The organism is Massilia horti (assembly GCF_004614195.1).
Taxonomy (GTDB): Bacteria; Pseudomonadota; Gammaproteobacteria; order Burkholderiales; family Burkholderiaceae_D; genus Telluria; species Telluria horti.
In genome coordinates this window covers 11,094-36,845 of the sequence record NZ_SPUM01000078.1, presented here as the reverse complement: position 1 = coordinate 36,845, position 25,752 = coordinate 11,094, and the positions used below count along the sequence as shown (strand labels likewise).

Here is a 25,752-nt window from a genome sequence, read left to right as displayed (position 1 = left end):
AAATAATGCCATAGAAACCCGCCTTATGGACGCGTTGGAGAGGGGGAATCCGGCTGCTGTTCCTGCGATTGGCGCAGCACATTGCGCAGGACGCCGGCGACGATCGGGGCCGCGTGTTCGCCGCCGGTGGCCTCGGAATGGCTGGCAAAGGCGGCCAGCGCCCATCGGTGCGTCTGGCCTGGCAGGCTGCCCGGCTCCAGCCAGCCGGTGAACCAGACCGTCGCCAGCTCGCGTCCCGCGGGGTCGCGCATGCCAGTGGGCGCGGTACCGGTTTTGCCGTACAGGCCGCGACGCAGGCTGGCAAATTCGGCGTCGCGGAAGGCGCCGGCGGCCGTGCCTGTGTCGATCACGCCTTTCAGGCCAGCGCGAATCCGGTCCAGACGGACGGGTAGCGGCGCACCATCGGCCGTTGCCGCGTCAACCCCGTCGAGCGAGAGCAGCAGGCGCGGTTGGATCAACCTGCCCTGCCCGACCGCGCCGGCCGCCAGCGCCATCTGCAGCGGCGTGACCTGCATGCGCAGGCCGATCGCCAGTTGGCGCAGTTCATGCCGCGAGCGGACCGGGTCGATGTGCGCCGGCGTGGCCTGCAGGGCGTCCCAGGCCGACCAGCGGAAGTCCGCCGGCAGCAACCCCCCGTCCAGCCGCAGCGGCTGCTCGAAGCCGAGCCGATGCGCCATCTCGACGATCGGCCGTACGCCGGCCAGTGCTTCCGGTTCGAGCGCCTGCAGGTCGGGCGCGCCGCCGTCGGGACGGCCGAACAGGCTGCGGTCGGACAGTTCCGCAGTCCAGGCGAACCATGTGTTCAAGCTGTAGGTGAGCGCCTGGGCCAGGCCGAGGCGACCATTTTCGGCGCGCCGGTCCAGCCCCTGATCGCGGAAGTTGGTGATATGGGCACGTGTTGTCTTGGCCGGGTATACCGCGGCATCGGTACGGAACCCAAAGCCGTTGTCGAGTGCCATGCGATTGAGCTGCGCCAGCGGCATCCCGCCGAGCAGCGCGTCGAGCCCAGAGTCGCGCTGGGCGGCCAACTCCAGGCCCAGTGCGCTGATCAGCTTGAAGGTCGAGCCCGGGCTGCGGTGTGCGCCGCCGTCGTGCTGCAGCGCCGGCAGACGCAACGGGCTGCGAGCGGGGTCGGCACGGTCGAAGTCGCGCACCTCACTCCAGTCGGCCGCGCCGGTGATTTGGTTGCCGGCGCCGGCGGCGGCGAGCACGTCGCCGGTTTCGGTGTCGATGATCACGATCCCGGCCTCGCGTCCTTCCGGCGCGACGCTCGCGCCGGTGCAGTTCGCGCCCTCCACCCGGCCGCGACGCATGCCGACGCAGTCGAGCGCGGCCTGGCTCGCTGCCTGCAAATTAAGATCGAGCGAAAGCCGCGCCTGATGCGCGCCGCTTGCTGCGGGCACCCGTGCCAGCATGCCGGCGATGCTGTTGGCGTGCCCGGCGCGCAGGCCAAGCAGTGGCGCCAGGCCCGCAGCCTGTGCCTGTGCGGTCGGCCTGGCGTCGCTCCACAACGCGGCGCCGTTACGGTCGGCCAGCACCACGCTGGCCATCGCCGGCCGCGGCCCGCGTTCCCCATACGGCAAGGCCTGCCATGTGAGCTGGCCGTTTTCCACCCGAAGGTGGCGATAGCGCTGGTCGCCCGGCGCGGCCAGCGCGGCCATGTCCAGCGGCGCGGCGACCAGCGTAATGCTGCGGCTACCCGCAGCGGCCCGCAACGCCAGTTGTTGAACAGCGTTTGGAGCGGCACATCCGCGGCCCGTGCAGACGTCGCGCGCCGGCCCGGCCAGCCGTGCGCCTTCCAGTGACTCCAGCCGCCCGGCCAGCAGCACGTCCAGCGTCTCGTTGCCGGACGCAGGCTGGGGTAGCGTGAGCGTCAGGCGCGCATTGCCCTCCTGCCCCGGCCAGTCCGCCACCCGCTGCCATGCCAGCCACCCTTCGGGCAAACGGGCGAACAGGCGCGCGGACGCGGCTGGCATCGTGACACTGACGGCCACTGGCGCGCCGCTGATGCTGGCCTGCCACCCCGATTGCGCTTGCGGCGCGCGTACCCGCCACGCCAGCAGCCGCCGTTCGCTGTTGAACACGCGGACCTGCTCACGCACGTAGTCTCCATCAGCCCTGTGGTACAGGTGCGCGAGCAGTTGGCGTGCCTCGTCGTCGAATTGCACGCTCTCCCACCCCGCAGGCCCCTCGGCCCGCGAGTCAGGGGCAGCTAGGTAGGCGCCAAGGTCAGGTGGGGCCAGTTCCACCAGCCCGGAGCTGCCCAGGCGTACCAGGCCGCGCGCCAGCAGCTGCTCGAACAAGGCCTGGTCTTCCAAGCGGGCTGCGGGTGCCGCCGGCACCTGGTAGTCGCCGGGTGGCAGCCAGACCGTGCGCGCCGCCCCTTGGGCAGGGAACGCTACGACCATCGAGTTGCGCGACGCGCCTGGCGCCAACCGGTACAACTGCACCAGCAGCTCCCCGGACGTGCAGCCCGCGCTTGCGCGCCGGATGACATGCAGCAGACCGTCACCTGGCCACAGCAGCCAGCCTTCCTGGCGCAACGCGGCCTGGCCGCGCTGTCCCTGGCCGTACGCACCATCGTCGCCGATCCAGCGGATCGTTTCCGCCTGCCCGTGCCAAAGCACCCACAGCGGCTCGCTGCCGGCCCTCGCAAAATCTGCCACGGCCGTGCCACCGATCTCCAGCACCGGCATGCGGGTGCCCGGGCCGGCCAGGATGAGGTTGCGCAGCGTCGATCCGGAATTCGTCCCGGCCCAGCGGGCGACGTCCTCGAACCGGTAGCCGATCCGCACCGGCAGAAGGCGCTGCCGGTGCGGATCGGCCATCTGGGCGCACAGGTCGACACGGACAGGCGCTAGCGCCCGCATTCCGGTCAGCGTGAGGATATGGCCAGTGCCAACCCGGGCCAGCTCGACGCCGCCCTGCCCCGGCACATGCAGCGCAGCGCCCGCGAACATCGGCTGCAGCGCGTCGAGCTGCGCATCGGCCGCTCCCGGCTCGAGCGCGGCGGCGACGTTCCACATGCGCTGCGCATGCGATACCAGAACAAGCGCACCGGCCAACGCAAACAAGCCGCCTGCGATGGCGATCCAGAATCCGCGCGTCGCACGCGGCAAGACAAATGCGCGCGCCTGTCTTGCCGGGCTGGCAGCTTGTTGGCGCCGCGCTCCCGTGCGCAGGTTGCGCGCGCGCCGCCAGGACGTCCGGTTGGCGGCAAGCAGTTGCAGTACATTCGCGATCGTTCCCGTCATTGATTCCCCGCCCTCGGTGAACCGGCCCGCCGCGGGCCTGCATCCACCGTTAGCGGAGGGTGCCTGAAACAGGTCCGGGGCCGCATTTTTTGCAGCCTGTCCCGCCAAATCGTCCACTCGTCGCAATCCGATGGCTGCAATAGGCCCGCTTGGATACAGTGCTCACATCGAAACCACATTCATAAGGAGAACAACATGAACGTCCTCAAGCACATGGAAGCCGCTTTCATCGTCGCACTGATCGCAGCCGGCAGCGTCGGCTTTGTCGCCAACGCCCGCACTGTCCCGGAACCGCTGGTCACCGACATCGCGACCCCGACCAAAATGGCCGTCGTCAACGTGACCGCCAAGCGGCCGTCGGCGGCACACAAGCTGGTCCTGCGCCTGGCAGAGCGCGTGAGCGGGAGCCACGCTTGATCGTCATGGTGCGCGCACGCTAAGCAGACACAGGCTGACCGCGTGCGCGCCCGCGCGTAGCCGTCGCGCAATTTTCGTTTCCCTGCCTGTTACCTCGACTTCCGGTTTTGTTTCAGTTGTAAGCACCTGCTTCAAACGTCCCCAGCCTTAGCGCCGCTTGATATAGTGAATCATCGGTTTATGGATTAGGAGGACTGAAATGAAACGTACTCTCACTCTTGCAGCCCTGATCGCGCTTGGCGCAGCCGCATATGTTCCGCTGCCGTCGATGGCGGCAAACAATTTCAGTGTCGTGGTTCGAACCGCACCGCCGCCCCCGCTGTATGAAGCCGTACCGGCGCCGCGCCGTGGCTACATTTGGGCGCCCGGCCATTGGGAATGGCGCGGCCATCGCCACGAATGGGTCCGTGGTTACTGGATCGCCGAACGCCCGGGCTATGTCTACAATGCGCCGGTCTGGTATCGCCGCGACGGCGGCTGGTACATGGAGCCTGCCCGCTGGAGCCCTTATAGCCGTGACCGGTACCAGGACCGTGCGGAATGGCGCGAACGCGAATACCAGCGTGCCGAATGGCAGCGTCGCCGCGACTGGGACCGCGATGGCGTGCCCGACCGTTACGACCGCGCCCCAAATAATCCGCGCCGCTACTGACGCGTAAAGCATTCAAACGACACGTTGCAGACGCGCCTCCACGGCCCGGTCGAAATAACGACCAGGCCGTTTTTTTCTGTCAATCTCAGCGAGGGTCAGAGTCGAATTATTGAGCAACTTCCCGCAGTTGCAAAACAATTTGACTCTGACCCCACTTGCCTATTTGCCACGCGCCAGAAACCAAATTGGGGTCAGAGTCGAATTACTGAGCAACTTCCGCCAGTTGCAAAACAAATTGACTCTGACCCTAATGCCGTTCAGTCCGGTCGAGATGATGACCGGGCCGTTTTTTTTATGTCAGGGCCGCAAGAAACGGTTATGCTCGCAAGATGAATGACCCACTCAGTACCGAATCGCACACGACCACGGAGCCGCAGCGCAAGGCCCGGCACAGCACTCATCCGACTGCGTGGCACGCCTGGTTTGACGGCTCGGCGCGGCCAAACCCGGGTCGCTGCGCAATCGGCGCGCTGCTGAAGGGGCCGCAGGGCGAATTGGTCGAAATCGCGTTGCCTGCCGGCTACGGCAACAGCAGCGATGCCGAATACCGCGCGCTGATCGCGGTGCTGCAAGCCGCAGTGGAATGCAGCGCGGAAAGCCTCACGATCTATGGCGACAGCCTGGTTGTCGTCGACGATGTGAACGGCCCCGATCACGCGGCCGCTGCGGTGCTGCGCGACTATCGCGCTACGGCACGCGCACTGCTCGCCCAGCTGTCCGACGTATCATTGCGCTGGGTGCCGCGCCACAGGAACCTGGAGGCGGACGCGCTATCGCAACGCGCCGCCCTGTTAGCCCAAGAAGAAATTGATGACAGTATCATTGAATGAAGCCGCGGCCTGGCAGCAACGCCTGGCCGCGCTGGCCGCAGGCAGCGCCGGCAACGATGGCGCACATGACGCCAACCACCTCGAGCGCGTGTGGCGCAACGCACAGAAACTATTGACCAGCTATCCGCAAGCCGACACGCTGGTGGTGATGGCGGCATGCTACCTGCACGATCTCGTGAACCTGCCCAAGAACCATCCCGAACGCGACCAGGCGTCGCGCCGCTCGGCGAAACTGGCGCGGCACCAGCTTGCGTGGATCGGCTTCCCGCCAGAGAAGCTGGACGCGGTGGCGCACGCGATCGAAGCCCACAGCTTTTCCGCAGCAATCGCGGCCGAGACCATCGAGGCGAAAATCGTGCAGGATGCAGACCGGCTGGACGCGCTCGGGCCGATTGGCCTGGCGCGGCTGTTCTACGTCAGCGGCAGCTTGGGCCGGTCGCTCGCACATCCGCTTGACCCCCTCGCCCATGGCCGGGAACTGGACGACAAGGCCTACGCGCTGGACCACGTCGCCGTCAAGCTTGCCAGACTGCCTGCCATGATGCAGACCGAGGCCGGCGCCGCCCTGGGCAGGGAACGACTGGCGCCGCTGCTCGCCTTTTGCGATCTATTCGCCGCCGAATGGTCAGGATCATCCGACCGGTAACCAACGATTAGCTCGATGCTAATATAGCGGTTTTGGCCAAAAATTAACCCCTCCCTCGACCGATGACCGCCGCCGCAACCGACCACAAAACCTCCACCGGCAACCTTAACTTCATCCTGGTATGCGTATTCATCGACATGCTGGGAATTGGCCTGATCATTCCCGTGCTGCCGCCCCTGGTCGGCCAGTTCGTCACCGGCCGCGAGCAGCAGGCACTGTGGTATGGCATCTTGGCGACGGTGTTCGGCCTGATGCAGTTCATCTTCATGCCGATGCTGGGCGCCGCCAGCGACCGCATTGGGCGCCGGCCGGTGTTGATTTATTCGATGGCCGGCATGTGCATCAACTTTCTCACCACCGCCTGGGCGCCGAACCTGGCTTGCCTGTTCATCGGCCGCGTCATCGGCGGCATGTCCTCGGCCAGCATGTCGGTGGCGATGGCCTATGCGTCCGACGTAACGAGTCACGAAAACCGCGCAAAGAGCTTCGGCAAGGTGGGCGCCGCATTCGGCCTGGGATTCATCTGCGGGCCGATGCTTGGGGGCCTCTTGGGCAGCACTGACTTGCGCTTGCCGTTCTATGTGGCCGCCGCCATGTCGGCCGCAAACCTGGTGTATGGCTATTTCGTGGTGCCCGAATCGCTGCCCGCAAACCAGCGCGCGCCAATGCGCTGGGACCGGGTCAATCCATTGGGCAGCCTGGCCCGGCTGGTGCGCCGGCGCGACATTCGCGAACTGGTGATCGTGGTCGTGCTGGTCACCTTCGCCCAGATGATGCTGCAGTCGACCTGGGTGCTGTACACCACCTTCCGCTTTAATTGGACCCCGCGCGACAATGGCCTTGCGATGTTCTGCGTGGGCCTTGCGTCGGTCGTGGTGCAGGCGGGACTGCTCGCTGTGCTGATGCGGCGCTTCGGCGAAGTGCGCCTGTCCCTGCTGGGCCTGGCCTCCGGTGCGGTGACCTACCTGCTGTACGGCCTGGCCACCCAGGGCTGGATGATGTACCTCTTCATCCTGTGTAACCTGCTCGCGTTCGCCGCGGGTCCCGCGATGCAGGGCATTATCTCGAAAACGACGCCATCCAACGAACAGGGCGAACTGATGGGGTCTCTGCAGTCGATCGGCAGCCTGGGCGTGGTCGTCATGCCGCTGGTGGGCACTTCGATCCTGGGCGCCGTCAGCCACCTGCCCGCCAACGACTGGCGCATCGGCGCCACCTTCTACGTGTGCGCGGCAATGCAAACGGTCGCCACCGTAGTGGCCTACCGCTACTTCGCCCGCCGCAGGGCGGCTGCGTGACCGCAGTTACGGGAAGCGTCCCGGGCTTCGTGCTCGGCGCGGTGCTGCTGGCCGCGCTGTTGCACGCGAGCTGGAATGCGCTGCTCAAGTCGCGCGGCGATCCCTTCCTCGTTTCGGTGCTGGTGCTCGCAGGCGGCGGCCTGATCGGCGCCCTGGGCCTGCCCTTCGTCGCCGCGCCGGCGCCTGCCAGCTGGCCCTTCATTGCGCTCTCCGGTGCGGTCCACGTGGTCTATTACGCGCTGATGGTGGAAACCTACCGCAGCGGCGAAATGAGCCACGCTTATCCTCTCATGCGCGGCAGCGCGCCGTTGCTGGTTGCGCTGGCCAGCGCACCGCTGACCGGCGAACGGCTGGGCGGTGGGCAGTGGCTGGCGGTCGGCCTGATTTGCGGCGGCATCCTGGCGATGTACATGACCGCACGCGCCGCTTCGCAGGCGGCGCGGCGCACCACCGCGTTTGCGCTGCTCACTGCGTGTACGATCGCGGCATACACAGTGATCGATGGCGCCGGCGTTCGCCGTTCGGGTTCGCCGGCGGCATACACGATCTGGATCTTCCTGCTGCCCGGCGTTGGCATGCTGGTCTGGGCACTGGTACGCCGCGGACGGGAAACGGTGCGCTTCACGGCCGCCAACCTGCACGTGGCGCTGTTCGGAGGCGGGGCCTCGCTCGGCGCCTATGCCATTGCACTGTGGGCGATGACGCAGGCGCCGGTGGCGGCGATCGCCGCCCTGCGCGAGACCTCGATCCTGTTCGCGACCGCGATCGCCGCGCTGGTCCTTCGCGAGCGCGTCGGTCCTGCGCGGCTGTCGGCCGCCACGCTGGTCGCGTGCGGCGCGGTCGCGATGCGCCTCGCCTGAAGCGCCTGGCGTCAGAACTTCATTTCCAGCGTGGCGCGCAGACTGGGTGTGCGCAAACTGGTTGTGCGGCTGCGCAGCACGCCGGCATCGCTGCTGTAGCTGCTTTCGCCCACGCTATCCTGATTGAGAAGATTGGCAGTTGCCACCCGCAGCTGGACCTTCGGATCGAATTTCCACAACGCGTACAAGTCCAGGTCGCGCTTGACGTTGACATACGCGATCTGGTTGTGCGAGACGCGCACTTCCCCGCCATTCTTGAAGGTGAAGCTACCGCCTGTGGTGAGCGGGCCAGCCTTGTAATCCAGGCCGAAGTTGGCCGAGAGTGGCGTCTGCTGGTCGAGCCGGTTGTTCGGGCCCGGCACCGAATCGACGCGCGACCAGTTGCGTGCCACGTTGGCGCGCACGTCGATCGCGGGCGCGCTGGCGAACCATAACTTGAGCGGGAACTTGGCTTCCACTTCCAGGCTGTGCGTTTGTGCGCGGCCGCTGTTGGACGGCAGCGACACCCAGCGGCTGCCGTCGAACACCACCAGGTTGCGGGTGTAGTCCGTGATGCGGCGCGTCGAAGCGGCGACCGAGAACAGCGCGCCCTGGCTCCAGTAGTGCTCGTACGCGGCGTCCACGCCAAGGGCGAGCTCGGGCTTCAGGTTGGGATTACCCTGGGAATCCGGCTCGACCTGATTGTTGTTGACCGAGGTGAAGCGGTGCGGCAGCAGTCGCTGCAAGTCGGGCGCCTTGTAGGTGCGGGTCACGGCCAGGCGCAGCTGGTCGCCCTTGGTGTCGGGCAGCTTGTACAGCGTCTGCAGGATGGGGCTCCAGACGCTGGAACTGGAGTGGGTGGTGCCGAAGCTGTTCCCTTCGGCGCGGATGCGGATGCCCTCCCAGCGCGAGCCCAGGTACACCGACCAGCGCGGCGTGACGTTCCATTCGTCTTGCGCGTAGACCGCCAGCCGCGACACGTACCCGGTGTAGATCTCGTCGGCGCCGGGAATGCGCGTGGACGGATGCAGGTAATCGCGTTCGTGGCGCTCGTCGTCACGGGTGTTGTAGCCGGCGTCCCAGCCGATCGCCAGCGCGTGTCCCTCCCACAGCGGGTTGGTGTATTTGCCGGTCGAGTTAAGGCCGCGGTCCCTGCCCGCCGAATCGATTTGGCGCGTCAGTTCCTCGACGGCGGGGTTGCCGCCGGTAGCGCGGTACATCGTGTTGGCCAGCTTGCCATAGGTGGCACCGATCTTCATGTCGAGCTTTGCGCCCGCGGCGAGCTGGTGCACCCAATTCAGGTCGGTCCGGAAAAACTGGTTGTCGTTGGTCATGTTCTGGGACTTGTCCGGATACGGCGGCAGATCACCCAACAGCGTCGCGGTGTGAGCACGGGCGGTCGTTCCGAAGCGGAAGATGTTCACGAAGCTCTGCGAAGTGAGCGTGTCGCCACCCTCAAGTGTCCAGTTCAGGCGCGGACTGATGTTAATCCCCGTGAAGCTGGAAGGAGAGTTCGAAGGTGTGGTGCGCAAACCGGTTTGCCGTCCGGTTGTGTCGAAGGCCTGCTCCAGGTTGTCCGCTTGTTCGTAAAATTTGCTGCGGAACACGTTGGCCGACACCGAATACGAGAGTTTGCCAACGCGGTCCGACAACTGCACATTCGCGGTCGGGCTGTTAATTTGCTTGCCCTTGCCGTAGCCGACCTTCAGCTCGCGCTGCGCCGTCTTGATTGCCTTCTTCAGCACGATGTTGATTGTGCCGGCAATCGATTGCGTCGAATACTCGGCGCTGGCCGCGCGCAGCACCTCGATGCGCTCGATCGCGTCGGGCGAGAGCGAATCGAGCGAAAAACCGGCGGGCGCGCGCTCGCCGTTGAGCAGGATCTGCGTGTAGCCGCTGCCCAGCCCGCGCATGCGGATCTCGCCGCCGCGCCCGGCGCCGCCGCTGACCGTGACGCCCGGCACGCGCTTGAGCACGTCGAGCACGTTGGTGTCGCCGTACTTGACGATCTCGTCGTGGTTGACGACGATTTTGCTGGCGGTATCGTCGCGCCGCGCATCGTAGGCGTCGGCCGAGCCGCGCACTTCGACCTTCTGGATCGTGCTGTCTTCGGGCTGGTTTTGCTTCTGCCCGGCAGGTTTGGCGGCGACCGGCGCCTGCACTTCCTGTGCGTTGGCAGTAAGCGCCGCAGCAATGGCGGCGGCGATGATGGTCAAGCGAAATGAATAGTGGTAGGTATGCATATCAAAACAATAATTGGCTGGACTGCCAATTGTCCGGCATATTTACAGACTTGTGTTGTTCTTGGGGAAATATTTTTGATATGCATGTTGCAGCGCGACGTTAGGTGCGCCTGGAAATGCGGTCTTTCATTCCGCCCATGACAGGCCCCGAAGTCCGGGATATGTCTGTCGGAAAACTACTGATGCCCCGCTGCATGCCGCTATAATGCGCAATTCTTACTGCTCGAGGCTCCCGTGTCCGATCGAATTAAAGTACTGCCGCAATACATGCTGCCGAAACAAGCGCTGACCTCGCTTGCAGGCCGGGTCGCTGGCGCCAAGGGCGGCGCGATGACCACCCGCCTGATCCGCTGGTTTGTCGGCAAATACGGCGTCAACATGGACGAGGCGGCCAATCCGGACATCGCGAGCTACACCAGCTTTAACGAATTCTTCACGCGACCGCTGCGCGAAGGCGCGCGCCCGCTGGCCGACGCCGATTTCGTATGCCCGGTCGACGGCGCGATCAGCCAGTTCGGCGCGATCGATGACCACCACATCTTCCAGGCCAAGGGGCACAGCTTCACGACCACCCAACTGGTCGGTGGCGATGCTGCGCTGGCGGCACACTTCCAGCACGGGAGCTTTGCCAACCTGTACCTGAGCCCGAAGGACTACCACCGCCTGCACATGCCGTGCGACGGGCGACTGACGCGCATGATCTATGTGCCGGGGGCGCTGTTCTCGGTGAACCCGACCACCGCCCGCGGGGTGCCGGGGCTATTCGCCCGCAACGAGCGCGTCGTCTGCGTGTTCGAGTCAAGCGAGCATGGGCAGTTCGTCATGACGCTGGTCGGCGCGACCATCGTCGGCAGCATGGCGACCGTGTGGCACGGCGTGGTCAACCCGCCGCGCCTGGCGCGCATCTGCGAATGGAACTACGAAGGCGACGACCAGGTGGTGCTGAAGAAGGGTGAGGAAATGGGACGCTTCCTGCTCGGTTCGACCGTCGTGATGCTGTTCAAGAAGGATACCATCGCCTTCAATCAGGACTGGGCGCCGGAACGCCCGGTGCGGTTGGGCGAGATGATGGGGAACCGGCGGCAGGCGGGAAGCGCGTAGGGTGCGCACCTGTGCGCACGCTGTACGGTTGCGTCACGTTTGCGTCCGCGCCAGCAGGGGCTTCGATCTACGCCGCTGATAATGCGCCCCCCATATGCATGGCCAGTGGGTTGCAGGAGCCAACAACATGCGAACGTACAGCGTGCGCACAGGTGCGCACCCTACGCCTTCGGCTGGCCGCATAATTGTCAGCGGCGTAGTGCGGCCGCAGACTTAACGCAACCGTACCGCGTGCGCACAGGTGCGCACCCTACGTCTGTCATGCGTCCCGGTCAGGCAGCACGCACGTGCCCGTTCTTGCGGCCGCTGCACATCTCTTCCATCAGGTCCAAAAAGGCACGCGTCTTCGCCGGCATCAGGCGCCGTCCCGGGAACACGGCCCAGCCGACAACGGACGGCATCTCCCATTCGGGCAGCACGCGCACCAGTTCGCCCTTGCGCACAAACTTGTCCGCGAACAGGTCGGAACTGGCGGCGATGCCGGCCCCGCCGCAAGCGATGCGCGTGAGCAGATCGGGCGAATTGGCCCTCAGCCGCGCTGGGAGCTCGCGTTCCCATCGCTGCTTGCCACGCGTGAGCTCCCACGAGATCCCTCCACTGCCTCGGTGAAGGAGGCACAGCAGGTCGTGCTCGATCAGGTCGTCCGGATGCACTGGCAGGCCGCGCTGGGCGATGTATGAGGGCGCGGCGTACAGCCCAAGGCGCTCGAATACCACGCGCCGCGCGTTGAGCGAGGCGTCGTCCGGCAGATCGCCCATGCGGATCGCGATGTCGAAGTTTTCAGCCACCAGATCGACCCGGCGCGGCGACAGGTCGAGCTCCAACACCACCGCCGGATAACGCAGGATGAAGGTTGCGATGACGTCGTCAAGGCCGGCAGTGGTCAGGTCGGCGGGCATGGAGACACGCAGCCGGCCGCTTGGTTCGAGCTGGCGGTGCTGCACCATGGCGCCGGCCGCCTCGACCTCCTCGGCTACCTTGCGCGCATGGTCGAGCAGGCTGGCGCCAAACTCGGTGAGCACCAGCTTGCGCGTGGTTCGCTGCAGCAGGCGCTCGCCCAGCCTGGCTTCGAGCAGGGCGATGCGGCGCGAAACGGTCGACTTGGGCAGTCCGACCCGCTGCGCCGCCTGGCTGAAGCTGCCCGCCTCGACGATGCGGGCGAACAGCAGCAAATCGTTCGGTTCAAGGTCCATCTGATTGTTCCACGGGCTGAATAATGTTATCCATTTTATCGTCTTCCGGGTCGATTTTGGGACTGCTAAAGTGTATTCCATCGAAGTTCAACAGATGGAAGGAGTCCCAACATGAACATCTTGCAGATCAACTCGAGCGTGCGCGGTGCACAATCGGAATCGATCCGTGTCGCCAACAGCATCGTAGCCAAACTGGTTGCGGCCAACCCGCAAGCCCAGATCAATGTGCGCGACCTGGTGGCCAATCCGCACCCGGTGCTGGACGAGGCGGCGCTTGGCGCCTTGTTCACCCCTGCAGCGCAGCGCACCGCTGAACAGGCTGCGCGCGTGGCGCTGGACGACGCGCTGATCGCCGAAGTGCAGGCCGCCGACGTGATCGTGCTGGGCGCTCCGATGTACAACTTCAGCATGTCTGTACAACTGAAGACCTGGTTCGACGCGATCGCCCGTGCCGGCGTGACCTTCCGCTACACCGAAAACGGCCCGGTCGGTCTGCTGGGCGGTAAGAAGGTATTTGTGGCCACGTCGCGTGGCGGCATCTATCCAGTCGACGGCGACCCGCAGGTGCCGCAGCTGAAGACCCTGCTCAACTTCGTCGGCCTGACAGACCATACTTTCGTGTATTCTTCCGGCCAGTCGATGGGTCCGGACGCGGCGGCGAAGGGGCAGGCGGAAGCCGACGCCCAAGTGGAAGCAGCGCTGGCCTAAGACGAGCCGAGGCGGCGCATTAACAGGACAATGTGATGACACAGCAGATCAAAACAGAGAGCGTGGCACAGTCGCGCGGCGTGGAACGCCTGATCAACGGCCAGTTCGTGATGGATGGCGCCGGGGTGAAGATCAATCGCGTACTCACCCAGCCCCTGCAGCGCCGCCTCGACCCGTTCCTGATGCTCGACGCGTTCGGCAGCGACAAGCCGGGCGACTATATTGCCGGTTTTCCGGAGCACCCGCATCGCGGCTTCGAGACCGTGACTTACATGCTGACGGGCCGCATGCGCCACCGCGACAGCGCCGGCAATGAGGGCCTGATCACCAACGGCGGCGTGCAGTGGATGACCGCGGGCCGCGGCGTGATCCACTCCGAAATGCCGGAGCAGGAGGAAGGCTTGATGGAAGGCTTTCAGCTGTGGCTGAACCTGCCGGCCAAGGACAAGATGTCGACGCCGTGGTACCGCGATATCCCGAATGAGGAGGTGCCGCGCTACACGACGGACGCCGGCGTTACGGTGCAGGTGATCGCGGGCAGCAGCCACGGTGTGAACGGTGCGGTTCAAAGGGAAAACACCGAGCCGGTGTACCTCGACGTGGAACTGCCGGAAGGCGCGACCTTCGAGCAGCCGCTTCCCGCCGGGCACAACGCGTTCATCTACGTGTTCCGTGGCGAGGTGGTAGTCGAGGGCAAGGGGGTGCCGGCCACGCGCATGGCGATCCTGGACAACGCGGCGGCGGCAAACGGCGTGCGCATCAAGGCCGGGCCGGCAAGCCGCCTGATCCTGGTCGCGGGGCGCCCGCTGAACGAGCCGATCGCGCAGTATGGGCCGTTCGTGATGAACAGCCAGGACGAGCTGTTCCAGGCGGTGGAGGACTTCCGCGCGGGACGCTTCGCCTGACGCGCCGGAGGGGCGGTCAATCGACCGCTCCTTTGCGCTTGCGTTACACTTGCGGCCATGTCGCTGATTCCAACCCTGCTCGACCTGCTCGGCCGCGCCAGCCGCGCGCTCGGCCTGGAGACTATCGATTCGTTCCCGCCCGGGCATGCCTACGCGCGCACGCGCTGGGACCGCGCTTACTTCGACATTGCGTCCGACATGAAGCCGGACCAGATCGAACGCGCCCTGTGCGAATCGATCACCAACACCCCTTCCGTCTTCGCGCACATCGTCAACCCGACGCCGGGGATGCAGCGTGCGCTCCTGGCCGTGATCCACACGCGCCTGCGCCGTGCCTGCGGCGCCCCAAATGACCTGCTCAAGCTGCTGATCGACGCTTACGACAGCCCGCACACCGTCGAAGCGATCCCCGGTTTGCGCGCAGCGATCGCGCGCAGCGAAGGATTGGCCCCGGCTGAGCGTGCACATGCCCTGCTCGCCCACCTCGGCGCAATGCCGGCGGCGTTCGATGTCATTGACGCGCCGGCACGGATCGTCAACTAGCGTTTCTCATCGCGCCAGTTCGGTCACAACCATGCTCACATCGAACGGTCCGGAGTCCGTATCGACGCGAATTCGCGATTGCTGGCCAATCGGCGCCAATACGCTCGGTTTTGCCACCGTCTTGCCTCCTTCATCAATTTTGGCAGCGATATAAACTGAATTCGGCTGGCTCGCCTTACTGACGACGAATTCCGCGGCCCATTTTTTGCCATTGGCATCGGTGCGGACAGCGAACTTGCCGCCGTCGCTGACCTCGAAACGCGGCGTGCTTGCCTGCCCGTCCACCACCAGCTTCATGTCAATGTTGTATTTCTTGGCGTTTGCTGGCATTTCGTTGTCTGTGCGCGCTGCCAGCGCAATGCTCATGGCAGATAAGATGACTGAGGCCAGTACGAATCGTCCGGCGATGCGACGCATGTGGCTGGGCTGGGCTTGTTGCAAACTCATGATGCGCTCCTTGACAAGGTGGGTTGGTTGCCAATGACAGGCAACGGTGGGTGGTGCCTCGATTGCAACGGTCTGCGCCTTTAACAATGCCTCGGCGTACACTCGGCGCTGGCCAGAATGGCGCTGTACGACAGCAGCGTCGCATGCCAACTCCTGATCGCCGCGAAACAGCAGTGCCGCGAAATGGATCAGCGGGTTGAACCAGAACGCGCACTGCAGGGCAGCCTGGAAAAGATTGGCCCAGACATCACCGCGGCAAGCATGAACCCGTTCGTGTTCAATAATGAGTTGCTGTTCACCCGTGCTGTAACGGCTTAGAAAATCCTTTGGCACGATCAACCGCGCCTGGCGCAGGCCCAACAATGCAGGGCCGGCATCAACACGATCACTGAAGTACAGCCCAGCGCGCTCAGTCAACCGGCCCAGCTTGCGCACGTAGCGGCGATGGTCCTGCACAAACCAGTTAGCCAGCACGATTACGCCTGCAAGCCACACCGCGACCAGGGCGGCGGACCAGTCATGGACGGTGCTTGTCACTGCGGGAGTCTCGACGCTTGGCAAGTGCGGCAGGGACGCGACGGTGAAAATCGGTCGCACTGGCTCAGGCATCAAGGCCACGGCGAGCAGTATGGGAACGAGAAACCACACTTGGTACGCCAGCGCAGCGCCAAACAGGCGCCCCAGTACCCACCGCAAGGCCAGCACTAGCAGCAGCGCGATAGTGACAGTCCAGGTAAGCGTGGCCAACGTCGAGATCAGGCTATTGGCCATCGCGCATTCCTTCGATCAGCCGCGCCAACTCGTCGATTTCGGCCTTGCTCAACTTTCGCTGGCTGCCGAAGTGTGCAACCAGTGGAGCAATCCGCCCGCCGAACAGGCGATCAAGCAGGCCCTTGCTTTCGTCGGTGATCCACTGTTCACGCCGCAGCACCGGGCTGTACAAGTAGCGACGGCCATCTTTGGTCGCCCGAATCGCTCCCTTTTTCAGCAACCGATTGAGCAAGGTCTTGACAGTCGCCTCCTGCCAGTCATGCGCTCCAACGAGCACCTTCACCACCTGTTCGGCGGGCACCGGTTCCGGTTCGCGCCACAACACTTCCATTACTTGGGACTCGGCTTCGCTGATCGACAATGTGGAGTTCATGATTTACCATTCGTTCGATTACATTTGTAATTGCTGCTAACGATTACATATGTAATTGCTCGTGTCAAGGATATGTTTAGAGCTCTAACAAAACCTTTCAGTAGCGGCTACATGGATTCGCTGCGATACGCCTGCCTTGCAGCGCCTAACAAACCTCCGATTGCGATCAGAGCAACATGAGCCGTAGACTGAGCCAAGGACCGCTATCGGCCAGGAGCGGAATTATGGAAACAGCAAAATGGGTGGTTGGAGAGGAATACGATGAAGTCGCCTTCCTCCGATTGAAAAGTGCATTGCACCATCTGCAATACGACGTTCAAGATCAATGGAGCGGACTGGCAGGATCTCAGGACGTCCAACAGTGGACAGTGGTCAGCCCTAAAGGGCAATTAGTGATCGAGAGTGAAACCTATGTTGGCCTTTCGGTTGAAGGGCTTTCGCCGTTGGTCTCTGAACTTAGAGCAGTGTATGAACACGCCGTTTGATACCTTAGATCGTCGTGTCGTCCGGAATCCCGAAGGTCCGCTTCGGGTCGGGTGCTGTCGGTCGCGATAGGCAGATGATGCCGCGCATCGAAAGGGGACGCGGGACGTCCTCGTGGCCAGCTGAGGCGTGCGTATTTCTTGCAATATCGCATCGTCCCGACTGCGCAACTGCTGTATAAATCAAGTTCATTCCCTTGACTTGGCAAACTCCCTCAAGCTTAAGAAGTAGCTTGACCATTCCCTGTTCAGCGAGACCTTCGTCCAGGTTGATCGCACACATGCGTTACTACCGTGACAACCCAGTTATACGAGATCGATCCGGCCAAAATCAAGGTCAACCAGCCCTTGCAGTGGGATGTGTTTTCCGTGCAAGGGAAACTACTACTGCAGAAGGGTTCGATCATTCTCACTGAGGACCAGCGCGAACGTCTGCTCGAGTTCGGCATGTACGTCAACAAGGCCGATGTCCAGAAGCGGGTCAGCGAGGGTGCACGCCAGGCGTTTGATCCCTTTTATGAATGGGACGATCTGCGCGGCTGGCTGGGGCGCCTGAATCTTGCATTGATGAAGGTGGTCAATGCGCCGGTACCCGGACCGATGCCGAACTTGCTTGCGGAGATCGACCAAGTGGCCAAGCGCATCCAGATGGCAGTGACCAAGGCACCCGACGAGTCGATCTTTCAAATCATGCAGATGGAAACCACGCATTACGTGATTGCCCATCACTTGCAGGCCGCTGCCTTGTGCGCGATCGTAGCGCGCTCAATCGGTTGGAGCGAGCACGGCGTCCTGAACGCCTGCCGGGCTGCGCTTACGATGAATATTGGCATGCTGGACTTGCAATCCACGTTGACGTCGCAGACTACGCCGCTTACGCCGGCACAGCGCAAGATCATCGACGAGCATGGCGCCGTCGGTCGACGATTGCTGGAAGCGATCGGCGTGGTGGATCAGGAATGGCTGTGTGCCGTCGAAAAGCATCATCCGGAGCGTGAAGCCCCAGGCGCGCCAATTCCGCTGCTGGCGCAACTGGCGCACCATGTCGATATATATTTGGCCAAGGTCACGCCACGAGCCTACCGCAGCGCGAAGAATGCTCAGGTCGCGGCGCGCGAACTGCTGCAGGATCCGCGGCTTGACAAGGGGTTGACGAGCCCGCTGATCAAGATGATCGGCATCTACCCACCTGGCACCTACGTCAAACTCGCGAACGGCGACAGCGCCGTCGTCGTGCGGCGCGGTGCGAACGCCCATACCCCCTCCGTCTGCAGCTTGGTCAGCGCCACCGGCTTGCCTTTGGGCGAGCCGGTGGCGCGCGACACGTCGCAGCCGAAATATGCGATCACCTCGCTGTTATCCGGGACCAAGGTGATGGTCGTGTTCGACCGTATCAAGCTGTTTCGCCTGACCTCCACAGGAAATCTTGCACCGAGGCTCGCTCCGCACGCGGATCAAGCCGGAAGCGAACGGGAAGCATCGGTCTGAACCGCTCCCTCAGCAATTCTTCCGGTGGTAGAGGCGCTGCGAAAAAAAGGCATTGAGGTTTGCCGAGTTGGCATGGAAAATCCGAAAGCGCCTATCCACTACGTCTTTGTGGATCATCCGTTTGACGCACAGGTAGTGTTGGACGAACTTCACGACAGCGCAGGCCTGAGCGCTGACCGCAACGGCTCAGGAATTAACTCCAACGAATATGCCTGGATCGGGTTTGAGGCCGGTGTTTGCACATCTGCGTAGCCAGCGCGACGGCATTTGGCGGACCGAGGCTTTGGGTCGATTGCGGCCATCCAAGATGTCGGCATGAGCGCGCCAAGAAAGGGGCAGACCGCAACGATGGCAAGTGGCTTAGGAGCCTGCCGTACCACTCCGGCCTAACGGCACGTTCGATTATCTAGCCTTGCCTCTTCCCTCCGCTTCTAGCCGGTTGCGAAAGAGCGTCAAGGCTAGAGGCCAGAGACGAGTTTTCGCCACCAGGCTCCAGACGCTGCCGCGCGGAGTTGGATGGCACGTAACGCGCACGTAGCGCCATGAACGGCGTCTCGACGAGGCGGTACAGGATCCAGCCGGATAGCACCGACAACGCGAGCAGGATCGCAATCGCTGGCGCCGATTCGGGACCGTAGCCTGCGGCCTGCAGGTGCCCGGCGGCGAGGATGCACACCTGCTTGTGCGTGAGGTAGATTGCGTACGACCACAGCGCCAGGCTGGCTGCGCCGGGCACCCTCACCTCATGCAGCAGCGCGCCCGGCGACAGCGCCGCCACGATCAGCAGAGAGAACCCGAGCGCCAGCAGCGGGTAGCCGAACACCGTCATCGCGAAACCGAAGTGGTCACGAAGGAACAGCCAGAACGACAGGCCGGTGACCGCCACGCCGGCCGCGAACATCCAGTTGCCGCAGCCGGTCAGGCGCCGCCATGCCGCCGGGTGGCAGTTCTTGACCAGCGCCAGCGCCACGCCCGCCAGCAGTTCGTCGAAGCGGCAGAAGGTCGAGTAGTAGATGTATTTGTAGTAGTGGTGGCTCCAATATTGCTGGCCGTCGATCACGTCGAGCCAGAGCGAGGCCCTGGCCAGCATCCCGGCAGCAAAAGCGAGGCCGATCGCGAGCCACGCCCAGGCGACCCGGCGCAGCAGTGCAGCGCCGGCCAGCGCCACCGCAGGCAGGACCATGTAGAACTGCTCTTCGATCGACAGCGACCACGCGTGCGAAAAGGCCGTGCCCGGCTCGAGGTGGTAGTTCTGGGTGAAGGTGAGGTAGCGCCAGAGCGGCATCAGCGGCGCATCGCCGCGAAAGGCGGGCCAGCAGGCGTACAGCGCCAGCACCACCCAGAAGTTGGGCAGCGTACGCAGGAAGCGGCGCGCGTAGAAGTTCTTCAGCGAGAAGCCGGCACCGCCGCGCATGCCCTTGATGATCTGGTTGCCGATCAGGTAGCCGGACAGCGCGAAGAACAGGTCCACGCCGGCCCAGCCGATTTCGCCAACCCAGCCGAAGGTCGGCCGGCGGCTGACGAACAGCACGTAGTGATGCAGCACCACCAGGCTCACGGCGAGCGCGCGCAGGGTATCGAGGCCTGGCACGCGCGATGCTGGTTCCGTTGTCGTCATGCTGCTGTTCCGTTCGGTCGAAGTTGCGGATCATGCCACGGCGCGCCCACGGATGCCAGTGCTTCCCTTACAATGGCGGCACCGTTTTTTCTTCGGATCACCACAGCAATGACTTCCGCACGCGACTTCCAGTTCAAATCCGTCAACTACACAGGCCTCTCCAAGGGCCCGCGCGTCATCATCATGGGTGCGACCCATGGCAACGAAATCTGCGGCACCAAGGCCATCCGTCGTGTCATGGAAGAGCTCGATAGCGGCAAGCGGCGCGTGGTCGCGGGCAGCGTGACCTTTGTGCCGATCGTCAATCCGCTGGCGTATGCGAAGAACACGCGTTCGGGCGACCGCAACCTGAACCGCGACCTGTTCCCGAAGGAAAATCCTCAGGATTTCGAGGACCACGTGGCCAACTGGCTGTGCCCGCTGCTGGCGCAGCACGACGTGCTGCTGGACCTGCATTCGTTTAACGCCAAGACGGGCGAGCCGTTCGTGATGGTGGGGCCGGTCAACAATGACGGTCCGCTCGAGCCGTTCAAGCATGCCGAGCAGGAGCGCGCGCTGGCGCGGCGGCTGGGCGTGCGCCGCTTCGTGACCGGCTGGATGGCCACCTACGGCCAGGGCGTGCAGCGCCGCAGCCGAGGCAATGCAGCCGAGCTGGAAACCACCCTGCGCTACGGCGTGGGCACCACCGAATACATGCGCACCACGGGCGGCTATGCGCTCACGCTCGAATGCGGCCAGCACGAGGACCCGGCGGCGCCCGAAGTAGCGTACCGCGCCATCGTCAATACGCTCGCGTTCCTGAAACTGATCGATGCGCCCGAGCCGGCGCCGGTGCCGTTTGAGGAGATGGAGGCGCTGGCCATGGTCGCGGTGCACGACAGGCTGCATGCCGACGACCAGTTTGCGCGTCCGTGGGCGAGCTTCGACCCGGTCAAGGAGGGCGAGCAGATCGGCGTGCGCGCCGACGGCACGCCGGTGCTGGCCGAGTTCAGCGGGCGCATCCTGTTCCCGGACGCCAACGCCAGCCCCAACCACGAGTGGTACTACATGACGCGCCCGAATCCGGACTTCGGCCGCTGATCCGGTTCAAGCTTGCGGCCGGCGTGCGCCGGCCCGTTCCAGCCGCACCAGGTGCAGGTTGCGCAGGTAGATCAGCACTCCGAGCAGTTGGCCGGCGATGAACACCGGGTCGCGCTGGTGCACGGCGTAGACCAGGAGCACCAGCGCGCCCAGGATGCTGAAATACCAGAACGACACCGGAATCACGCTCCTGCCCTGGCGTTCGCTGACGAACCACTGGATCACGAAGCGGCCCATGAACAATGCCTGGCCGCCAAACCCGACCAGCATCCAGAACAGCTTGTCTTGCATGTCACTCCCCTTTCGGATGGCGCCCTGGCTGGGCCCGCGGCGACATCAGGTACATTTCCCACAAGCCCCAGACCAGGCACACGGCGCCCAGTGTGCGTTGCAGCGGCAACACGGCCGGAATACCGATGTGGCGACTGACCAGCAAGGCCGCCGCCACCACCAGTAACACGATGCCGGCGGCGAACCCGGCCCTGTTCGCGGTCTTCCAGCCCCAGCGCCGGTACGCGGCCAGCCCGGTCAACGCGGCGCACCAGCCGGCCAGCATGCCACCCAGCACATCCAGCGGCCAGTGGACCCCGACCATGATGCGCGACAGGCTCACCAGCACCGCCAACCCCAGCAGCAGCGCGCGCAGCAGGTTGGCGCGCTCCACGCCCATGATCCAGATGCCGGCGAGGGCAAAGATCGCGGCCGCGTGCCCGGACGGGAAGGACACCGCCTTGTAGGCCGGCCCCCAGTGGGCAAAAACGGCGGGATCGAACACGGCCAGCGGACGCGGCACGTTGACGATCTTCTTCATCCCCTGCACCAGCACGCCCGCGATCACGGCCGCGATCAGGGCCGACCAGAAACACCTGGGCGAGCGCCGGATGCTCGGCACCACCAGCGCCAGCGCCACCGCGCCATCGCCCAGCAGCGTCAGGTTGACCCAGAACGATTCGCCGAGCACCGCCCCGGCCCGGTTCAGCGCGAGAAAAATGCGGTGGTTGGTGCCGGTGACGGCCACCAGCGAGAACAAAGCCAGCGCCAGCACAGGCGGCCCCCAGACCCAGGCGGAGCGGGCGAGTTTGCTCATCGGCGTCCTCACATGGGAATGCGGGCCAGCACCACGCCCCCCTTGCGATACACCACCTCGGCCGGGCCCATGCCAGCCAGTTTGTCGCTGCGCGTGAGGATCAGTTCGCCCGGGTGCAAGGTGGTCGCCGGTTTTGTCACGGCTTGCCGATAGACGCTGAAACTGGGCACGTTGAACTGCCAGGTGCGCACCGGCAGGCGCGCCGAGCGTACCAGCTGCGCCGCTTCCTTGACCGGCCCCTGCTGCAATTCCGCTGCCGCCGGCAGCACCAGGCCCACCACCGCGAACGAGCACAGGAAACCGGACGCGAGCAGGCGCGGCCAGATCCGCGCGCGCGGCCACAGCGCCAGCGCGAGCCCCGCCAGCAACAGGCACACCGCCGCCAGCCGCCAGAGCGGGCCGAACACGTCGGCCCGGGCGAACATGTCGCGGAAATACTGGTCGCGCAGCGCGGGCGCGGCCCGTTGCAGCGCATGGGGCAAGGCCACGACGATGGCCAGCAGCAAGACCGGTGGCGTGAACGCCAGCCACCGCGAGGCCAGCTGCTGGCGGTGGCTGGCCATCAGCAGGAACAGCGGCGTGATGCCATACATCAGGTAATGCGGCAGCTTGGTGCCGGAGAACGAAAAGAACAGGAACACGAACAGGAACCAGCACCACAGGAAGGTATCGAGGGGCCTGCTGCGCAGCCGGAGCAGCCCGGGCAGCGTACGCAGGAGCAGCCCAGTGTACGGCAGCAGCATCAGCAGGACGACCGGGACGTAGTAGAAGAACTTGCCGCCGTGCCCTTGCAGAGGCCCCATGAAGCGTTCGACGTTGTGCCGCATGAAAAATCCGGCGATGAAGGCGTCGCCCTCGCGCAGGTATTCCAGCACGTACCACGGCCCGGCCACCGCCCCCAGGATCAGCCAGCCGGCGGGGTCGAACACGGCCCGGCGCCACCGGCGCCACTGCCCGTGCAGCGCATACGCGATGCCGCTGGCGGCGAACGGCACCAGAATCGCGACCGGTCCCTTGGTCAAGAGGCCAAGCCCGATCCACAGGTAGGCGCGGTTGCGGTAGCGCACGCGCGGCTGCACCAGGTAGCGGTAGATGTCGAACATGGTGAGCGCGAGAAACAGGTTGAGCAGCGCGTCGGCAATCGCGCCGCGCGCGATCACGCACAGGCCCAGCGTGGTGGCGGCGATGAGCGCGGCCGCGTAGCCGGTCGCCCGGCCGTACTGCGCGCGGGCAAATGCATGGATGGCGGCGATCCACCCCAGGCCCGCCAGCGCCGAGGGCAGTCGAAACGCAAATTCATTCACCCCGAACAGGGTCACGGACAGCGCCTGCAGCCAATAGACCAGGATCGGCTTGTCGAACCGCAGTTGGCCGTTGAGCCATGTCGTGACGAAGTCGCCCCGCTGGAGCATTTCGCGCGTGGCCTCGCTGAAGGCGCCTTCGTCGACGTCGAACAGCGGCGGGCCGCCCAGTTCGTAGAACAGGCCGAGGTAGACCGCCGCGGCCAGCAGCAACAGGGGCGCCGCCGCTGCCAGCGCGGCGCGCGCGCCTGGCCACAGCTCGCGCGCGCTGCTCACACGCTGCAGGGGCAGCGTTTTCCTCACGTGGCCCCCGCTTCATCATCGGGCGCGGCCGGCTGGCTGCTGGCCGCACCGCCCAGCAGTTCGCGCACCAGATAGGTGCGGGCGCCGCCAGCCTCGAAATAGGTGCGGGCCAGCATTTCGGTCACGATTCCGGTGCAGATGAACTGCACCCCGATCACGACCAGCAGCACACCCAGCATCAACAGCGGCCGGTTGGCAATCGATTCGCCGTCCACCAGCTTGCGCCAGCCCAGCCAGCCGAGCGAAACCGCGCCGGCGAAGCCGCACAGCAGCCCGATCCGGCCGAAGAAATGACCGGGACTGGTGCGAAAGCGCCCGAAGAAATACATCGCCAGCAGGTCGAGCAGTACCTTGAAGGTGCGCGACAGGCCGTACTTGGATTGGCCGTGCACGCGCGGGAAATGGCTGACCGGCTCTTCCTTGATGCGCTCGGGCGAGGTGACGGTCGCGATCCAGGTCGGGATGAAGCGATGCATTTCGCCGTACAGGCGCACATGGCGCATCACGTCGGAGCGGACGATCTTGAGCGAGCAGCCGTAATCGTGCAGGCGCACGCCGGTCACGGCGACGATCAGCCGGTTGGCCAGCATTGACGGCACCTTGCGCAGCCAGAGGTTATCTTGCCGTTCGCGGCGCCAGCCGACCAGCAGGTCGAGGTCCTCGTCCAGCAGGCGGCGCGCCATGCGCAGCACGTCGTGCGGGTTGTTTTGCAGGTCTCCGTCCAGGGTGGCGATGATGCTGCCGCGCGCCTGGTCGATGCCCGCCTGCATGGCCGCGGTCTGGCCGAAGTTGCGGCGCAAGATCACTGCGCCAATCCGGTCCGGCGCGCGCGCGACCGCTTCGCGCATCCGTTCCACCGTGTGGTCGCCGCTGCCGTCGTCGACCAGGATCAGCTCCCACGGCCAGGGCGAGGCGGCCATGGCCGCCTGCACCTGGGTCACGAGCTGCAGCACGTTGTCTTCCTCGTTGTACATCGGCACCACCAGCGACAGGCACTCTTCGCCAGGGCGCTTGCGCGTCATCGGCTGGTTGTGCGTCGCCGTGGGCCGCAGGTCATGCATGATAGTGGCGGTACCACTGGACGAATTGCCTGATGCCGTCATGTAGCGGCGTGGCCGGGGCCCAACTGATCGCCTGTACCAGGTCGCTGGTGTCGGCGCAGGTGGCGGGCATGTCGGTATCCGGCATCGGCCGCATCACCCGCTCGGCGCGGTGCCCCAGTTCCTGCTCCAGCGCGTCGATGAACTCGAGCAGCTCGACCGGGCGCTGGTTGCCGACGTTATAGATGCGGTAAGGCGCGTAGCTCGTCGCCGGGTCGGGATGCGCGGGATCGAAGGCCGGGTCGGGCGCCGCCGGCAATTCGACCAGGCGCATTACCGATTCGACGACGTCGTCGATATAGGTGAAGTCGCGCAGCATGTGGCCGTGGTTGAAGACCTCGATCGGCCGGCCTTCCTCGATCGCATGCGCGAACAGCATCGGCGCCATGTCCGGGCGCCCCCACGGGCCGTACACGGTGAAGAACCGCAGTCCGGTGGTCGGCAGGCCGTACAGGTGGCTGTAGCTGTGCGCCAGCAGCTCGTCGCTGCGCTTGGTGGCGGCGTACAGGCTCACCGGATGGTCGACCGCGTGGTGCTCGGAGAACGGCATGCGGCGGTTGGCGCCATAGGTGCTCGAGCTGCTGGCGTAGACCAGGTGGGAGACGTCGTGCAGGCGGCATTGTTCGATCACGTTGGCGAACCCGACCACGTTGTTCATCACGCATTCGAGAGGATGGTCGGCCGAGTAGCGCACGCCGGTCTGGGCCGCCAGGTGGATCACGCATTCGTAACGCCCGTCGGCGAACAGCGCCGCGGCGGCCACGGGATCGGACAGGTCGGCATTTATGAAACGAAAGTCTGGTTGATCGATCAGCATGGCCAGCCGCCGCTCCTTGAGCGCGGGGTCGACGCAAGGACCCATGTTGTCCACGCCGAGCACGGGCACGTTCTCGTCCAGAAGACGGCGGGCGACGTGCATGCCGATAAAACCAGCGACACCGGTGAGAAGAATCATCGGGGATTTCCAAGTGGTTAGAACGGTCTGCGGAATCTGGTCCGGCAGAGCGGCCATCTTCGCCGCCCAAAAAAAACGGCGGACGACACACATCAAACGGGCGCAGGATTGCGCGCCA

General features: G+C 64.8%; 25 protein-coding genes. 14 read left to right on the top strand and 11 right to left on the bottom strand.

Annotated elements, in window-relative coordinates; all coding sequences use genetic code 11:
* Nucleotides 1–23: 23 nt before the first annotated feature.
* Nucleotides 24–3,254, bottom strand: a complete 3,231-nt coding sequence (locus E4O92_RS12125) for a penicillin-binding transpeptidase domain-containing protein (RefSeq protein WP_135190029.1) — start codon at nucleotides 3,252–3,254, stop codon at nucleotides 24–26.
* Between the two features lie 195 nt (nucleotides 3,255–3,449).
* Here E4O92_RS12125 and E4O92_RS12120 point away from each other — a divergent pair, with 195 nt between their 5' ends.
* From E4O92_RS12120 to E4O92_RS12095, 6 genes are all read left to right on the top strand, one after another.
* Nucleotides 3,450–3,671, top strand: a complete 222-nt coding sequence (locus E4O92_RS12120; RefSeq protein WP_135190028.1) for a hypothetical protein — start codon at nucleotides 3,450–3,452, stop codon at nucleotides 3,669–3,671.
* Nucleotides 3,672–3,870: 199 nt separating this feature from the next.
* Complete coding sequence (locus E4O92_RS12115) at nucleotides 3,871–4,323, top strand: YXWGXW repeat-containing protein (protein ID WP_135190027.1); 453 nt, start codon at nucleotides 3,871–3,873, stop codon at nucleotides 4,321–4,323.
* A 329-nt stretch (nucleotides 4,324–4,652) separates the two neighbouring features.
* Nucleotides 4,653–5,153, top strand: a complete 501-nt coding sequence (locus E4O92_RS12110) for a ribonuclease HI family protein (protein WP_135190026.1) — start codon at nucleotides 4,653–4,655, stop codon at nucleotides 5,151–5,153.
* On the top strand, nucleotides 5,134–5,799 hold the full coding sequence (locus E4O92_RS12105; protein ID WP_135190025.1) for an HD domain-containing protein: 666 nt from the start codon (nucleotides 5,134–5,136) through the stop codon (nucleotides 5,797–5,799). Before E4O92_RS12110 ends, E4O92_RS12105 begins: the two co-directional genes overlap by 20 nt.
* A gap of 62 nt (nucleotides 5,800–5,861) precedes the next feature.
* The gene (locus E4O92_RS12100) at nucleotides 5,862–7,097 is read left to right on the top strand and encodes a TCR/Tet family MFS transporter (protein ID WP_135190024.1); all 1,236 of its coding nucleotides are present in this window, start codon (nucleotides 5,862–5,864) and stop codon (nucleotides 7,095–7,097) included.
* On the top strand, nucleotides 7,094–7,957 hold the full coding sequence (locus tag E4O92_RS12095) for an EamA family transporter (RefSeq protein WP_135190023.1): 864 nt from the start codon (nucleotides 7,094–7,096) through the stop codon (nucleotides 7,955–7,957). Before E4O92_RS12100 ends, E4O92_RS12095 begins: the two co-directional genes overlap by 4 nt.
* Nucleotides 7,958–7,968: 11 nt before the next feature.
* On the opposite strand, the gene E4O92_RS12090 is transcribed toward E4O92_RS12095, so the two are convergent.
* On the bottom strand, nucleotides 7,969–10,152 hold the full coding sequence (locus tag E4O92_RS12090) for a TonB-dependent receptor plug domain-containing protein (RefSeq protein WP_229483282.1): 2,184 nt from the start codon (nucleotides 10,150–10,152) through the stop codon (nucleotides 7,969–7,971).
* Nucleotides 10,153–10,413: 261 nt separating this feature from the next.
* Here E4O92_RS12090 and asd point away from each other — a divergent pair, with 261 nt between their 5' ends.
* The gene (gene asd / locus E4O92_RS12085) at nucleotides 10,414–11,280 is read left to right on the top strand and encodes an archaetidylserine decarboxylase (protein ID WP_135190021.1); all 867 of its coding nucleotides are present in this window, start codon (nucleotides 10,414–10,416) and stop codon (nucleotides 11,278–11,280) included.
* Between the two features lie 272 nt (nucleotides 11,281–11,552).
* Here the strand turns inward: asd and E4O92_RS12080 are convergent, their stop codons facing one another.
* Nucleotides 11,553–12,473, bottom strand: a complete 921-nt coding sequence (locus tag E4O92_RS12080; RefSeq protein ID WP_135190020.1) for a LysR family transcriptional regulator — start codon at nucleotides 12,471–12,473, stop codon at nucleotides 11,553–11,555.
* A gap of 111 nt (nucleotides 12,474–12,584) precedes the next feature.
* Between E4O92_RS12080 and E4O92_RS12075 the strand changes: the two genes are divergently transcribed.
* The 3 genes from E4O92_RS12075 to E4O92_RS12065 are packed head-to-tail and all read left to right on the top strand — an operon-like array spanning nucleotide 12,585 to nucleotide 14,629.
* Complete coding sequence (locus E4O92_RS12075; protein WP_135190019.1) at nucleotides 12,585–13,181, top strand: FMN-dependent NADH-azoreductase; 597 nt, start codon at nucleotides 12,585–12,587, stop codon at nucleotides 13,179–13,181.
* Between the two features lie 35 nt (nucleotides 13,182–13,216).
* Entirely contained in the window at nucleotides 13,217–14,086 is an 870-nt protein-coding gene (locus E4O92_RS12070; protein WP_135190018.1) for a pirin family protein, read from the top strand.
* A 57-nt stretch (nucleotides 14,087–14,143) separates the two neighbouring features.
* Nucleotides 14,144–14,629, top strand: coding sequence for a hypothetical protein (locus E4O92_RS12065; protein ID WP_206076859.1), 486 nt, complete (start codon nucleotides 14,144–14,146; stop codon nucleotides 14,627–14,629).
* A 6-nt stretch (nucleotides 14,630–14,635) separates the two neighbouring features.
* On the opposite strand, the gene E4O92_RS12060 is transcribed toward E4O92_RS12065, so the two are convergent.
* Nucleotides 14,636–15,847: a M56 family metallopeptidase gene (locus tag E4O92_RS12060; protein WP_135190017.1), complete on the bottom strand. Its 1,212-nt coding sequence runs from the start codon at nucleotides 15,845–15,847 to the stop codon at nucleotides 14,636–14,638.
* Nucleotides 15,837–16,220 (bottom strand): BlaI/MecI/CopY family transcriptional regulator, encoded by a 384-nt coding sequence (locus tag E4O92_RS12055; RefSeq protein WP_206076858.1) that lies wholly within the window; start codon nucleotides 16,218–16,220, stop codon nucleotides 15,837–15,839. The genes E4O92_RS12060 and E4O92_RS12055 overlap by 11 nt, the downstream gene beginning before the upstream one ends.
* A gap of 224 nt (nucleotides 16,221–16,444) precedes the next feature.
* Between E4O92_RS12055 and E4O92_RS12050 the strand changes: the two genes are divergently transcribed.
* The 3 genes from E4O92_RS12050 to E4O92_RS12040 all read left to right on the top strand — a co-directional run bounded on the left by E4O92_RS12050 (nucleotide 16,445) and on the right by E4O92_RS12040 (nucleotide 18,442).
* Entirely contained in the window at nucleotides 16,445–16,705 is a 261-nt protein-coding gene (locus tag E4O92_RS12050; RefSeq protein ID WP_135190016.1) for a hypothetical protein, read from the top strand.
* Between the two features lie 291 nt (nucleotides 16,706–16,996).
* Entirely contained in the window at nucleotides 16,997–18,190 is a 1,194-nt protein-coding gene (locus E4O92_RS12045; RefSeq protein ID WP_167759773.1) for an HD-GYP domain-containing protein, read from the top strand.
* 72 nt (nucleotides 18,191–18,262) lie between these two features.
* Complete coding sequence (locus E4O92_RS12040; protein WP_135190014.1) at nucleotides 18,263–18,442, top strand: hypothetical protein; 180 nt, start codon at nucleotides 18,263–18,265, stop codon at nucleotides 18,440–18,442.
* Between the two features lie 154 nt (nucleotides 18,443–18,596).
* Here the strand turns inward: E4O92_RS12040 and E4O92_RS12035 are convergent, their stop codons facing one another.
* Nucleotides 18,597–19,808 carry an acyltransferase family protein gene (locus E4O92_RS12035; protein ID WP_135190013.1) on the bottom strand — a complete coding sequence of 404 codons (1,212 nt, stop codon included), beginning with the start codon at nucleotides 19,806–19,808 and terminating at the stop codon, nucleotides 18,597–18,599.
* A gap of 108 nt (nucleotides 19,809–19,916) precedes the next feature.
* Between E4O92_RS12035 and E4O92_RS12030 the strand changes: the two genes are divergently transcribed.
* Nucleotides 19,917–20,888 (top strand): M14 family metallopeptidase, encoded by a 972-nt coding sequence (locus E4O92_RS12030; RefSeq protein WP_135190012.1) that lies wholly within the window; start codon nucleotides 19,917–19,919, stop codon nucleotides 20,886–20,888.
* 6 nt (nucleotides 20,889–20,894) lie between these two features.
* Here E4O92_RS12030 and E4O92_RS12025 read toward each other — a convergent pair whose 3' ends face one another.
* The 5 genes from E4O92_RS12025 to E4O92_RS12005 are packed head-to-tail and all read right to left on the bottom strand — an operon-like array spanning nucleotide 20,895 to nucleotide 25,634.
* Nucleotides 20,895–21,179, bottom strand: a complete 285-nt coding sequence (locus E4O92_RS12025; RefSeq protein ID WP_135190011.1) for a lipid-A-disaccharide synthase N-terminal domain-containing protein — start codon at nucleotides 21,177–21,179, stop codon at nucleotides 20,895–20,897.
* A gap of 1 nt (nucleotide 21,180) precedes the next feature.
* Complete coding sequence (locus E4O92_RS12020) at nucleotides 21,181–21,975, bottom strand: phosphatase PAP2 family protein (protein WP_135190010.1); 795 nt, start codon at nucleotides 21,973–21,975, stop codon at nucleotides 21,181–21,183.
* Nucleotides 21,976–21,983: 8 nt separating this feature from the next.
* Complete coding sequence (locus E4O92_RS12015) at nucleotides 21,984–23,579, bottom strand: ArnT family glycosyltransferase (RefSeq protein ID WP_135190009.1); 1,596 nt, start codon at nucleotides 23,577–23,579, stop codon at nucleotides 21,984–21,986.
* On the bottom strand, nucleotides 23,576–24,640 hold the full coding sequence (locus E4O92_RS12010) for a glycosyltransferase family 2 protein (protein WP_229483280.1): 1,065 nt from the start codon (nucleotides 24,638–24,640) through the stop codon (nucleotides 23,576–23,578). Before E4O92_RS12010 ends, E4O92_RS12015 begins: the two co-directional genes overlap by 4 nt.
* The gene (locus E4O92_RS12005; protein WP_135190008.1) at nucleotides 24,633–25,634 is read right to left on the bottom strand and encodes an NAD-dependent epimerase/dehydratase family protein; all 1,002 of its coding nucleotides are present in this window, start codon (nucleotides 25,632–25,634) and stop codon (nucleotides 24,633–24,635) included. The genes E4O92_RS12010 and E4O92_RS12005 overlap by 8 nt, the downstream gene beginning before the upstream one ends.
* Nucleotides 25,635–25,752: the final 118 nt, after the last annotated feature.